The sequence below is a fragment of the Bordetella genomosp. 10 genome, assembly GCF_002261225.1.
In the GTDB taxonomy this organism is placed as follows: Bacteria; Pseudomonadota; Gammaproteobacteria; order Burkholderiales; family Burkholderiaceae_B; genus Bordetella_C.
On record NZ_NEVM01000001.1, the window covers coordinates 24,058 to 35,926 of the forward strand.

Genomic DNA, 11,869 nt, shown 5'->3' on the forward strand with positions numbered 1-11,869 from the left:
GTCCGATAGCCGGATTACAGAACGCCCTTGGTGGACGGCACCACGCCCTGGCTGCGCGGGTCGCGCTCGATCGCCATGCGCAACGCGCGGCCACAGGCCTTGAAAATGGTTTCGCACTGGTGATGCGCGTTCTTGCCGCGCAGGTTGTCCACGTGCAGGGTGATCAGCGCATGGTTGACCAGGCCCTGGAAGAATTCGCGCGTCAGGTCGACGTCGAACTTGCCGATGCGGGCGCGCGTGAACGGCACGTGGAACTCCAGGCCGGGGCGGCCCGAGAAGTCCACCACCACGCGCGACAGGGCCTCGTCCAGCGGCACGTAGGCATGGCCGTAGCGCATGATGCCCTTCTTGTCGCCGATGGCGGCCGTGATGGCCTGGCCCAGCGTGATGCCGACGTCCTCCACCGTGTGGTGGTCGTCGATGTGCAGGTCGCCCTCGGCCTTGACCTCGAGATCGATCAGCCCGTGGCGGGCGATCTGGTCCAGCATGTGGTCGAGGAAGGGCACGCCCGTGTCTATGCTCTGGCGGCCGGTGCCGTCCAGGTTCAGCGCCACGCGGATACGCGTTTCATTGGTGTTGCGGGTAATTTCAGCGGTACGCATGGAGTGCTCGTAAAGAACGTTCGTATAAGCAGCGGGCGGGGAAGCGGGCGGGACGGGTCATGCGGCGGAAGCGCGCGCCGGGGCGCGGCCAAGGATTTCCCGCAATGCCGCCAGCAGCGCCGCGTTTTCCGCGGGGGTGCCGATGGAGATGCGCAGACAGTTCTTGAGCAAAGCGTCGCCGTCGCCGAAGGCACGAACCCATATTTTGCGCGATTTCAGCGCCTGGTGCACGGCATCCGCCCCTAACTCCCCGGAAAACCTGACCAGCAGGAAGTTGGCGGCGGACGGATGGACCGTGGCGCCCGGCAGTTCGGCCAGGGCGCGCGCCAGCGGCTCCCGGTCGGCGCGCAGCCGCGCCGCCTGGCCGTCCAGCACGTCCTTGTGGCGCAGCACCGCCAGCAGCACGGCTTCGGTCAGCACGTCCACGTTGTAGGGCGGCCGCACCTTGTCGAATTCGCCTATCCAGGCGGGCGGGCCGGCCAGGTAGCCGAAACGCAGGCCGGCCAGGCCCAGTTTGGAGACGGTGCGCAGCACCACCGCGTTGGGCAGCGTGGCCGCGCGCGGCATCCAGGTATGGTCGGCGAAGGGCTGGTAGGCCTCGTCGATGACCACCAGGCCCGGCGCCGCGTCGAGGATGGCCTGCACGTCCGCGGCCGGCCACAGGCCGCCCGTGGGATTGTTGGGCAGGGCCAGGAAAATGACCTTGGGCCGGTGCGCGGCGATGGCCGCCAGCATGGCGGGCAGGTCCAGCTCCAGGCCGGCGGTCAGGGGCACGCCGACGTAGCGCGCGTGGTTGTAGCGCGCCGCCATCTCGAAGATGACGAAGGACGGCGCGGGCGCCAGCACCACGTCGCCCGGCTCGCAGCAGGCCTGCACGATCAGGTGGATCAGCTCGTCCGAACCGTTGCCGAACAGCAGCCCGGCGCCGGCCGGCACGTCGAAGGCCTGCCGCACCGCCTGGCGCAGGGCCGCGGGGTCGGCGGGGTAGCGGTTCAGCGCCGTGGCCCGCACGGCGGCGGCGACGGCGTCGCGCACCGCCTCCGGCAGGTCGTACGGGTTCTCCATGGCGTCGAGCTTGATGCCGCCCTCGGCATGGCCGACGGAATAGGCGGCCAGGGCCTGGATGTCGCGGCGCACGGTGGCCGCCGCGCGGCCGGCCGCCTGGTCCCCGGGCCGGGTAACGGCCGCGGCCGGCGCGGCGCCGCGCGGATCGCCGTTCATTTCGGGTCGAGCCGGTATTCGGCGCTGCCGGCGTGCGCCTGCAGCCCTTCGCCGTAGGCCAGCTCGGCGGCGATGCGGCCCAGCGTCTGGGCGCCTTCCCGCGAAACCTGGATCAGGCTGGAACGCTTCTGGAAGTCGTAGACGCCCAGCGGCGAGGAGAAACGCGCCGTGCGCGAGGTCGGCAGCACGTGGTTGGGCCCGGCACAGTAGTCGCCCAGCGATTCCGAGCTGTAGCGGCCCATGAAGATGGCGCCGGCGTGGCGGATGCGGTCCGCCCATTTCTCCGGATCGGCCGTGGAGATCTCCAGGTGTTCCGGCGCGATGTCGTTGGCGATGGCGCAGGCTTCTTCCAGGTCGCGCACGTGGATCAGGGCGCCGCGGTTGGCCAGGCTGGTGCGCAGGATGTCGGCGCGCGGCATGGTCGGCAGCAGTCGTTCGATGGCGGCGGCCACCTGGTCCAGGTAGGCGGCGTCCGGGCACAGCAGGATGGCCTGCGCCAGCTCGTCGTGCTCGGCCTGCGAGAACAGGTCCATGGCGATCCAGTCGGCCGGCGTCTGGCCGTCGCAGATGATGAGGATCTCGCTGGGGCCGGCGATCATGTCGATGCCCACGGTGCCGTAGACGCGCCGCTTGGCGGCGGCCACGTAGGCGTTGCCGGGACCGACGACCTTGTCGACCTGCGGGATGACCTCCGTTCCGTAGGCCAGCGCACCCACCGCCTGGGCGCCGCCGATGGCGTAGGCGCGGTCGACGCCGGCGATGGCGGCGGCGGCCAGCACCATGGGGTTGCGCACGCCGTCCGGCGTCGGCGTCACCATGATCAGTTCCGGCACGCCGGCGACCTTGGCGGGGATCGCGTTCATGAGCACCGAGGACGGATAGGCCGCCTTGCCGCCCGGCACGTACAGGCCGACGCGGTCCAGCGGGGTGATCTTCTGGCCCAGCACGGTGCCGTCGGCCTCGGTATAGGTCCAGGTCTCGCCGCGCTGGCGCTCGTGGTAGGCGCGCACGCGGGCGGCGGCCGCTTCCAGGGCCTGGCGCTGGCCGGCCGGCAGCGACGCCAGGGCGGCATGCCAGCTATCCTTGGGGATTTCCAGGGCGGCGACGCTGTCGGCCTGCACGCGGTCGAAGCGGCGGGTGTATTCCAGCAGGGCGTCGTCGCCGCGCGTGCGCACGGCATGGAGGATGTCGGCGGCGGCGCGGTCGATCGATTCGTCCTGCGCGGCCTCGAAGGCCAGCAGGTTGCGCAGGGCGGAGGCGAAGCCCGCGTCGCGGGCGTCAAGGCGGTTGATCAGTGCCATGGTTCTATCCCATACCAGGGCCGGCCGGCGGGCGCGTTCCTGGCTTAAAAGAAATCATCATGCCATACGCGGCGCGCTGGCTTTCTGGAAGGCGTCGAGCAGCGGCTGCAGGCGGTCGCCGCGCGTCTTCAGCGCGGCCTGGTTGACCACCAGGCGCGAGGAGATGTGCATGATGTCCTCGACCGCGACCAGGTTGTTGGCGCGCAGCGTGCCGCCCGAGGACACCAGGTCGACGATGGCGTCGGCCAGGCCCACCAGCGGCGCCAGCTCCATGGACCCGTACAGCTTGATCAGGTCCACGTGCATGCCCTTGGCGGCGAAGTGCTCGCGCGCCGCCGTCACGTACTTGGTGGCCACGCGCAGGCGCGCGCCCTGGTGCACGGCCTTCTGGTAGTCGAAGCCGGTGGGCACGGCCACGCACAGGCGGCACTTGGCGATGTTCAGGTCGATGGGCTGGTACAGCCCGCCCGGATGCTCGGCGGAATGCTCGATCAGCACGTCCTTGCCGGCGATGCCCAGGTCGGCGGCGCCGTATTGCACGTAGGTCGGCACGTCCGACGCGCGCACGATGATCAGGCGCAGGCCGGGATCGCTGGTCGGGATGATCAGCTTGCGGGAATTCTCGGGATTCTCCGCGACTTCGATGCCGGCCTCGGCCAGCAGCGGCAGGGTTTCCTCGAAAATGCGTCCCTTGGACAGGGCCAGCGTCAGCGGCGCGTCCAGGCGGCCGTTCTGGGGAATGGTGCTCATGCGTTTTCCTTGCCGTATCGGGTCTCGTCTCGGGCTTCCATGGGGAGCGCGGCGCCGGGGCGCATCAGCGTCCCGCCTCGTATTCCGCCGGGGTCAGGGTGCGCATGGACAGGGCGTGGATCTCGGCCTTCATGCGGTCGCCCAGGGCGGCGTACACCAATTGATGGCGGGCGATGGGCCGCTTGCCCTCGAAGGCCGCGCTGACGATGACGGCGTCGAAATGCGAACCGTCGCCCTGCACGTCGATATGCTCACAGGACAGGCCGTCGAGTATGTATTGTCGGACTTGTTCGGGAGTGGGAAGCATGGTCTTCAATTCCGGAGTTTGTAGCCGCTGGCCAGCAGGCGCAGCGCGTGGGCGGCCAGCGCCAGGAACACCACCCCCACCACCGCCAGGCTGCGCCAGGGCGACACGTCGGAAACCGAGAAGAAGCCGTAGCGGAAACCGTCGATGGTGTAGAACAGCGGGTTCCAGTGCGAAACGCCTTGCCAGAAGGCCGGCAGCGTATGGATGGAGTAGAACACGCCGGACAGGAAGGTTGCCGGCATGATGAGGAAATTCTGGAAGGCCGCCAACTGATCGAATTTCTCCGAGTACAGGCCGGCCACCAGGCCCAGGCTGCCCATGATGCCGCAGGCCAGGAAGGCGAAGGCCAGCACCCATAGCGGATGGGCCGGGTGCAGCGGGATGAAGAACAGCGCCACGATCCAGACGCACAGGCCCACCGCGATGCCGCGCACGATGGCGGCCAGCACGTAGGCCAGGAAAAGGTCGCGGTACGACAGCGGCGGCAGCAGGATGAACACCAGGTTGCCCGTGATGCGGCTCTGTATCAGCGATGACGAGGGATTGGCGAAGGCATTCTGCAGCATGCTCATCATCATCAGGCCCGGGATCAGGAACGAGGTGTACGCCACCGTGCCGTACACGTGGACCTTGTCCTGCAGGACCTGCGCGAAGACCACCAGGTACAGCAGGGCGGTGATGACGGGCGCGGCGATGGTCTGGAAGCTGACCTTCCAGAAGCGCATCAACTCCTTGCGCAGCAGCGTGGGGAAGCCGGAGCCGGCGTTCAGGTCGGGCGCCACCAGGGGCAGCGCGCGCGGTTCGATGGGCGGCGTCACGAGACCACCTCCGTCAGGCGGCTGTCCTCGTCCCGTTCCTCGTCGTAGGCGCCGTCCTCGCCGTGCATGATGCGCACGAAGGCGTCTTCCAGGTCGACGCCGCCGACGCGGGCCAGCAGCGCCTGCGTGGTGTCCAGCGCGACGATGCGGCCGCCCTTGAGCATGGCGATGCGGTTGCACAGCGTCTCGGCTTCTTCCAGGTAATGCGTGGTCAGCATGATGGTGTGGCCGGCCTTGTTCAGGCGGACGATGAACTCCCACAGCGTGCGGCGCAGATCGACGTCCACGCCGGCGGTGGGCTCGTCCAGCACGATGACCGGCGGCCGGTGCACCAGCGCCTGGGCGACCAGCACGCGCCGCTTCATGCCGCCCGAGAGCGCGCGCATATTGGTGTCGGCCTTGTCGGCCAGGCCCAGGTTGAAGAGGATTTCGTCGATCCAGTCGTCGTTGCGGCGCAGGCCGAAGTAGCCGGACTGGATGCGCAGGGTCTCGCGCACCGTGAAAAAGGGGTCGTAGACCAGTTCCTGCGGCACCACGCCCAGCGAGCGGCGGGCGATGCGGTAGTCGCCGACCACGTCGTGGCCACAGACGCTGGCGCGGCCGCTGGTGGCGCGGGCCAGGCCGGCCAGGATGGAAATCATGGTGGTCTTGCCGGCCCCGTTGGGGCCCAGCAGGCCGAAGAACTCACCGTGCTCGATGTTCAGGCTGACGTTGCGCAGGGCCTGGAAACCCGGTTTGGCGGGCTGGCCCAGCCATTTTTTCCATCCGGGACTGCGCGGGGCGTAGATTTTCGAGACGTTTTCGAGACAAACGGCGGACATGGGACGACCAGGGGGCCCGTAAAAGAGCGAATCCCGCATTATACGGTCGCCGCTACCCGGGATGCCCGGGCGGCGCGCGGGGTCATGGCGCGCCCTTTCCGGCTGCCCGGCCCCGGGCCTGGGCAGCCATGCCCCGAGGCGGCGTCGCCCCGGGACCGCGGACTGTTACTGATTGCGCTGGTTCAAGGCCTTGATCAGGCCGTCGATGCCGCCCTGGTTGATCTGCTGCGCGAACTGGTTGCGGTAGTTCTGGATCAGCCAGATGTTTTCCACGTTCAGGTCATAGATCTTCCAGCCGCTGGCGGTCTTTTCCAGGCGGTAGTCGAGGCTGGTGTTCTGGCCGTTGGACTGGCTGATGGCGGTGCGCACCACCACGTCGTCGGCGTTGGCGTCGCCGCGGAACGGCAGGGTCTTGGAGGTGGTCTGGGCGTCCACGCGGGTCAGGGCGCCGGCATAGGTGCGCACCAGGGTGCCGCGGAAGGCCTCGGCCAGGGCCTTTTGCTGCTCCGGCGTGGCCTGGCGCCAATAGTGGCCGGCGCTCAGGCGGGTGGTTTTCTCGAAATCGACGTAAGGCAGGATGTGCTGCATCACCACCTGGTTCACCCGCGCGACGTCGCCGGGCTTCACGCCGCCGCCCGCTTTCAGGGCATTGAGCGTTTCGTCGGCGACCTGCTGGACGAACTTGTCGGGCGCGGCGTGGCTGTCCGGCTGCGCGCGTGCGACTTGGGCGGCGCCCAGGCCGAGCAGGCCGACCAGGGCCAGGCGTTGCAACAGGGAAATGGCGGGAAACCGCATGGAGACTCCTTACTGAAACAGGGTGACGGCGGCACGCGCAAACGGCGTGCCGCCCGGATTAGCGTTTGGCCGGCGCGACGGTGCCCGACTGGTTGGCGCCCGGCGCGGGAACGGTGGGCGGGTTGGACTTGGCGTCCGGCGCGTCGTCATCGTAGTCGGGCAGCTCATCCCGTCCCTTCTGGCCCAGCACCATGGCGTTGCGGCGTTGCAGGTAGGCGTCGCGCACGAAACTGTAGGGATCCAGGGCGATGCGGTCGACCATGTCGGTGGCGTCCAGCAGGCTGGCGCGGCGGTCGACGATCTGCAGGCCGTAGAGCGAGTTGCGCACCCGCACGTTGTCGATGGCGCCGACGCTGGTGTAGCTGTTGCCGACGAAATCGCCGGCCAGGCCGACGCCGTCGCGCACCGAGCTGGAGCCCCAGAGCGGCAGCACCAGGTAGGGGCCCTGCGGGAAGCCCCAGACGCCCAGGGTCGTGCCGAAGTCGTTGGGAATGCGCGGCTGGCCGTTGGCGGTGGCGACGTCGATGCAGCCGCCCACGCCCAGGGTGGTGTTGAACAGGAAGCGGCCCACCGTGTTGATGGCGTCCAGGCCGCGGCCCTGCAACATGCTGTTGGCGGCCGCCCAGACGTCGGCGACGTTATTGAACATGTTGTGCACGCAGGTGCGCACCGGCTGCGGCGTGACGTAGGTATAGCCGACGGAGATCGGGCGCAGGAAGTTGCGGTCGACGGCGTCGTTGAACGAATACACGCCGCGGTTGAAGCCTTCCCACGGGTCGCGCGGATCGGGGTGCTGCACGGACGCGCAGCCCGCCAGGGTCAGTCCGGCCGCGGCCAGCGACGCGCCGCGCAAGAAACCGGTCCGGGAGAAAGCGGCCCGGGGAAAACCGGTCCGGAGGAAAGTCGATTTGTTCATATTGTTGCTTTATATCCAGGCTTCTCGGAGAAGACGCCGCGTCAGGGACAGCCGGCGCCGCGGAAGTGCTAGTTTTTTGGGGCCCCATCCCCGGCCGGCGCCGAGCCCTGCTTCTCGGCCGTTCCATAAAGGAACTGGCTGATCAGGTTCTCCAGCACGACGGCGCTTTGTGTATAGCGGATTTTGCCGCCATCGGCAAAATTCTCTTCCTCGGTGCCGGCGGTGACGCCCACGTATTGCTCGCCCAGCAGGCCGGAGGTCAGGATGGCGACCGAGGAGTCCTTGGGAAACTTGAAGCGGCTGTCCAGCTCCAGCGTGACGACGGCCTGGAAGGTCTTGTCGTCGAACGAGATGCCGGAAACGCGGCCGACCACCACGCCGGCGCTCTTGACCGCCGCCCTTTCCTTCAGGCCGCCGATGTTGTCGAAATTGGCGGTGACGCGATAGGTCGGGGCAAAGGAGAAGGAGCTGAGGTTGCCGGCGCGCAGGGCCAGGAACACCAGGGCGGCGGCTCCCAGCAGCACGAACAGGCCTACCCAGAAATCGGTTTTTTCGCGTGACATAAGTATCCGTGTCAGGAGTGCGTATCAATCAGCAGGGTTGAATCGTTGCAGCGCCGGCGCGGTCAACTGCCGAACATCAGCGCGGTCAGCAGGAAGTCGATGCCCAGCACGGCGAGCGATCCCACCACCACGGTGCGGGTGGTGGCGCGCGCCACGCCTTCCGGCGTCGGCCTGGCCTGCCAGCCTTCGTAAAGCGCCACCAGCGTGACCGTGATGCCGAACACCACGCTCTTGATCACGCCGTTGGCGACGTCGCTCCATACGTCCACGCCGCCTTGCATCTGCGACCAGAAGGCGCCGGCGTCGACGCCGATCAGCATCACGCCGACGGCCCAGCCGCCCAGGATGCCCACCATGGAAAATACCGCGGCCAGCACCGGCATGGCGATGATGCCGCCCCACAGGCGGGGCACCAGCACCCGGCGCATGGGGTCCACCGCCATGACTTCCATGGCCGACAATTGCTCGCCGGCCTTCATCAGGCCGATTTCCGCCGTCAACGACGTGCCCGCGCGCCCGGCGAACAGGAGGGCGGTCACCACCGGTCCCAATTCTCGCACCAGCGACAGGGCCACCAGCAGGCCCAGCGACTCCTCGGAGCCGTAGCGCCGCAGCGTGTAATAGCCCTGCAGGCCCAGCACGAAGCCGACGAACATGCCGGAAACGGCGATGATCAGCAGGGAATAGTTGCCGATGAAGTGGATTTGCTGCGAGACCAGGCGCGGCCGCCGCAGCGCGATGCCGCTGCGGCCCAGCAGCGCCAGGAAGAAGCGGGTGAAGTAGCCGAGGCCCTGGATCGTGCCGCGCACCCAGCCGCCCAGGCGGGAAATGGGACCGGGCCGGCTCGTTATGCTGCTGTCCGTCATGGCTTGCTCCCCTGCTGCTGGCGCGCCAGCCAGCGCGCGAAGGCCGGGGTCTCGGGATAGTGGAAGGCGACCGGGCCGTCGGGTGCCCCGTCGAGGAACTGGCGCACGTAGGGATCCTGCGAGGCCTTCAGTTCCTGCGGCGTGCCGGCGGCCGCCAGGCGGCCCTGGCCGACCAGGTAGACGCGGTCGGCGATGGCGAAGGATTCCTGCACGTCGTGGGTGATCAGCACAGAGGCGCAGCCCAGGCGGTCGGCCAGGTCGCGGATCAGGCGGGCGGTGATGCCCATGGAAATCGGATCCAGGCCGGCGAAGGGCTCGTCGTAAAGGATGAGCTCCGGCTCCAGCACCACGGCGCGCGCCAGGGCCACGCGGCGCGCCATGCCGCCGGAAATCTCGGCGACCTTCAGGTGCGCCGCCGCGCGCAGCCCCACGGCCTGGAGCTTGTCCAGCACGCGCGCGACGATCTCGCCTTCGGCCAGGCGGGTGTGCTCGCGCAGGGGAAAGGCGACGTTTTCGAAGACGTTGAGGTCGGTGAACAGCGCGCCCTGCTGGAACAGCACGCCCATGCGCTTGCGCAGGTCCTGCAGTTGCGCGGGCGTGGCCCGGGCCAGGTCCTGGCCGAAGGCGCGCACCGTGCCGGCGCGGGCCAGCAACTGGCCGGTGGCGGCGCGCAGCATGGTGGTCTTGCCCGAGCCGGAGCCGCCCATGATGGCCACCACCTGCCCCGGCGCCACCGTCAGGGTAATGCCGCTAAGGACGGTGAATTCGCCGTATCCCAGGGAAACGTCGTCGAATTGCAGCGCAGCGTCGGTATGGTTGTCAGGTAAATCGGGCATAGGGGTGATAGCAGTGGACGACGCATGCCGTCCCCCGAAACTGGACCGCACATTGTATCGCCTGAGCAGGAGGGGCGCTCCCGGCCTGCCCGGAGAGTCCGGCCGGCCCGCCGTTTCCACACGGAAAGGACGGGCCGGCCGGGCTGGCAGCATTAAACCCCAACTCCAGCCAAAATCTCGCCTAATTGTGGATAAATTCGGTGATTTTTAGCGAATTTGCATGAGCAGGAGCTACGCCCGCGACACATCCTGCTGCTTCATGGCGGCAGATGTGCAGGAACATGGAAAACACTTGTCCGCCACAGCGTCGAAACGGATCGCGCGGCGGCGTCTTTTCATGGCGCTTTTTTCATGTGGGCGAAGACACCGCGGAGCCGGGTCCCCCGGTCCGCGAGTGTCGCCCCCCTTTGAGGGGGCCCGCGAAGCGGGTAGGGGGTGGGCCTCCCTTGGCGGCCCGGCGGCGAAAAAAAGGCCGGGCGCAAGTCTCGGTGCCCATCCAGGGCGTAGCGGAGCCGGCTTTGCCGGTCCGCCAACGCCGCCCCCTTGAGGGGGCCGCGCGTAGCGCGGTAGGGGGTGGGCCCTCCTCAGCGCGGCAGGTCGCTTTCGCCCATCAGGAAGGCATCGACGGCGCGGGCGCACTGGCGGCCTTCGCGGATTGCCCAGACCACCAGCGACTGGCCGCGGCGCATATCGCCGGCGGCGAAGACCTTGTCCACGCTGGTGCGGTAGTCGTCCGTGTTGGCACGCACATTGCCGCGCGGGTCGCGCTCGACGCCGAAGGCGTCCAGCACCTTCTGGACCGGCGACACGAAGCCCATGGCCAGCAGGACCAGGTCGGCCTTCAACTCGAATTCCGAACCCTCGACTTCCTGCATCTTCATCTGGCCGGTGGCTTCGTCCTTGATCCACTCGACGCGCGCGGCCACCAGCTTCTTGACCACGCCGTTCTCGCCCTTGAGCGACTTGGTGGTGACGGCCCAGTCGCGCTCGCAGCCTTCCTCGTGCGAGGACGAGGTGCGCAGCTTGACCGGCCAGTAAGGCCAGGTCATCGGCTTGTTCTCGGATTCGGGCGGCTGCGGCAGCAGCTCGAACTGGGTGACCGAGGCGGCGCCGTGGCGGTTGCTGGTGCCCACGCAATCCGAACCGGTGTCGCCGCCGCCGATGACGATGACGTGCTTGCCCTTGGCCAGGGTCTGGCCGGTCAGGCGGTCGCCCGCCACGGCCTTGTTCTGCTGGCGCAGGAAGTCCATGGCGAAGTAGACGCCCTGCAGCTCGCGGCCGGGCACCGGCAGGTCGCGCGGCGTTTCCGAGCCGCCGGTCATGACCACGGCGTCGAATTCCTCTTTCAGCGAGGCCGGGGTGCGGGTGGTCAGGCCGTCGGCGGCGTCGGCGGCGTCGCCGATGTAGGTCGACGGGCAGAACTCCACGCCTTCGGCTTCCATCTGCGAGATGCGGCGGTCGATCTGCGACTTCTCCAGCTTGAAGTCAGGGATGCCGTAGCGCAGCAGGCCGCCGATGCGGTCGCTCTTCTCGAAGAGCGTCACGGCATGGCCGGCGCGCGCCAGTTGCTGGGCGCAAGCCAGTCCGGCCGGGCCGGAGCCGACCACCGCGACCTTCTTGCCGGTCTTGCGCGAGGGCGGCTGCGGCGCCACCCAGCCTTCTTCCCAGCCCTTGTCGATGATGGCGTGCTCGATCGACTTGATGCCCACCGCGTCGTTGTTGATGTTCAACGTACAGGCGGCCTCGCAGGGCGCCGGGCAGATGCGGCCGGTGAACTCGGGGAAGTTGTTGGTGGAGTGCAGCACGTCCAGCGCCTTGCGCCATTGCTGCCGGTACACCAGGTCGTTCCAGTCCGGGATGATGTTGTTGACGGGGCAGCCGTTGTTGCAGAACGGAATGCCGCAGTCCATGCAGCGCGCCGCCTGCTGCTTGGCCTGGTCGTCGTCCAGGTGCAGCACGAACTCGCGCCAGTTCTTCAGGCGCGCGGCGGGCGCGGCGTAGGCTTCGTTCAGGCGCTGGAATTCCAGAAAGCCGGTGATTTTTCCCATGGTAGTGCTAAGTCCTATACCTGTT

13 protein-coding genes are annotated in these 11,869 nt (G+C 68.2%); all 13 read right to left on the minus strand.

The window, feature by feature from the left end; all coding sequences use genetic code 11:
* Positions 1 to 14: 14 nt before the first annotated feature.
* Entirely contained in the window at positions 15 to 602 is a 588-nt protein-coding gene (gene hisB, locus CAL29_RS00140; RefSeq protein WP_094851001.1) for an imidazoleglycerol-phosphate dehydratase HisB, read from the minus strand.
* Between the two features lie 57 nt (positions 603 to 659).
* Positions 660 to 1,823, minus strand: a complete 1,164-nt coding sequence (hisC, locus tag CAL29_RS00145; RefSeq protein ID WP_094851002.1) for a histidinol-phosphate transaminase — start codon at positions 1,821 to 1,823, stop codon at positions 660 to 662.
* A complete protein-coding gene (gene hisD / locus CAL29_RS00150; RefSeq protein ID WP_094851003.1) occupies positions 1,820 to 3,124 on the minus strand; it encodes a histidinol dehydrogenase in 1,305 nt (434 codons plus the stop codon). Before hisD ends, hisC begins: the two co-directional genes overlap by 4 nt.
* Positions 3,125 to 3,181: 57 nt before the next feature.
* Positions 3,182 to 3,874, minus strand: coding sequence for an ATP phosphoribosyltransferase (gene hisG / locus CAL29_RS00155; RefSeq protein WP_094851004.1), 693 nt, complete (start codon positions 3,872 to 3,874; stop codon positions 3,182 to 3,184).
* A 64-nt stretch (positions 3,875 to 3,938) separates the two neighbouring features.
* On the minus strand, positions 3,939 to 4,181 hold the full coding sequence (locus CAL29_RS00160; protein WP_094851005.1) for a BolA family protein: 243 nt from the start codon (positions 4,179 to 4,181) through the stop codon (positions 3,939 to 3,941).
* Positions 4,182 to 4,186: 5 nt separating this feature from the next.
* Complete coding sequence (locus tag CAL29_RS00165) at positions 4,187 to 4,999, minus strand: ABC transporter permease (RefSeq protein WP_094851006.1); 813 nt, start codon at positions 4,997 to 4,999, stop codon at positions 4,187 to 4,189.
* Positions 4,996 to 5,820, minus strand: a complete 825-nt coding sequence (locus tag CAL29_RS00170; RefSeq protein ID WP_179283850.1) for an ABC transporter ATP-binding protein — start codon at positions 5,818 to 5,820, stop codon at positions 4,996 to 4,998. The genes CAL29_RS00165 and CAL29_RS00170 overlap by 4 nt, the downstream gene beginning before the upstream one ends.
* A 165-nt stretch (positions 5,821 to 5,985) precedes the next feature.
* Positions 5,986 to 6,615 (minus strand): MlaC/ttg2D family ABC transporter substrate-binding protein, encoded by a 630-nt coding sequence (locus tag CAL29_RS00175; RefSeq protein WP_094851008.1) that lies wholly within the window; start codon positions 6,613 to 6,615, stop codon positions 5,986 to 5,988.
* 58 nt (positions 6,616 to 6,673) lie between these two features.
* Positions 6,674 to 7,531, minus strand: a complete 858-nt coding sequence (locus tag CAL29_RS00180; protein WP_094851009.1) for an MlaA family lipoprotein — start codon at positions 7,529 to 7,531, stop codon at positions 6,674 to 6,676.
* Between the two features lie 68 nt (positions 7,532 to 7,599).
* Positions 7,600 to 8,094 (minus strand): outer membrane lipid asymmetry maintenance protein MlaD, encoded by a 495-nt coding sequence (gene mlaD / locus CAL29_RS00185; RefSeq protein WP_094851010.1) that lies wholly within the window; start codon positions 8,092 to 8,094, stop codon positions 7,600 to 7,602.
* A 62-nt stretch (positions 8,095 to 8,156) separates the two neighbouring features.
* Positions 8,157 to 8,960 (minus strand): lipid asymmetry maintenance ABC transporter permease subunit MlaE, encoded by an 804-nt coding sequence (mlaE, locus tag CAL29_RS00190; protein ID WP_094851011.1) that lies wholly within the window; start codon positions 8,958 to 8,960, stop codon positions 8,157 to 8,159.
* Positions 8,957 to 9,796, minus strand: coding sequence for an ABC transporter ATP-binding protein (locus tag CAL29_RS00195; RefSeq protein ID WP_094851012.1), 840 nt, complete (start codon positions 9,794 to 9,796; stop codon positions 8,957 to 8,959). Before CAL29_RS00195 ends, mlaE begins: the two co-directional genes overlap by 4 nt.
* A gap of 584 nt (positions 9,797 to 10,380) precedes the next feature.
* Positions 10,381 to 11,844, minus strand: coding sequence for a glutamate synthase subunit beta (locus tag CAL29_RS00200; RefSeq protein WP_094851013.1), 1,464 nt, complete (start codon positions 11,842 to 11,844; stop codon positions 10,381 to 10,383).
* Positions 11,845 to 11,869 lie beyond the last annotated feature (25 nt).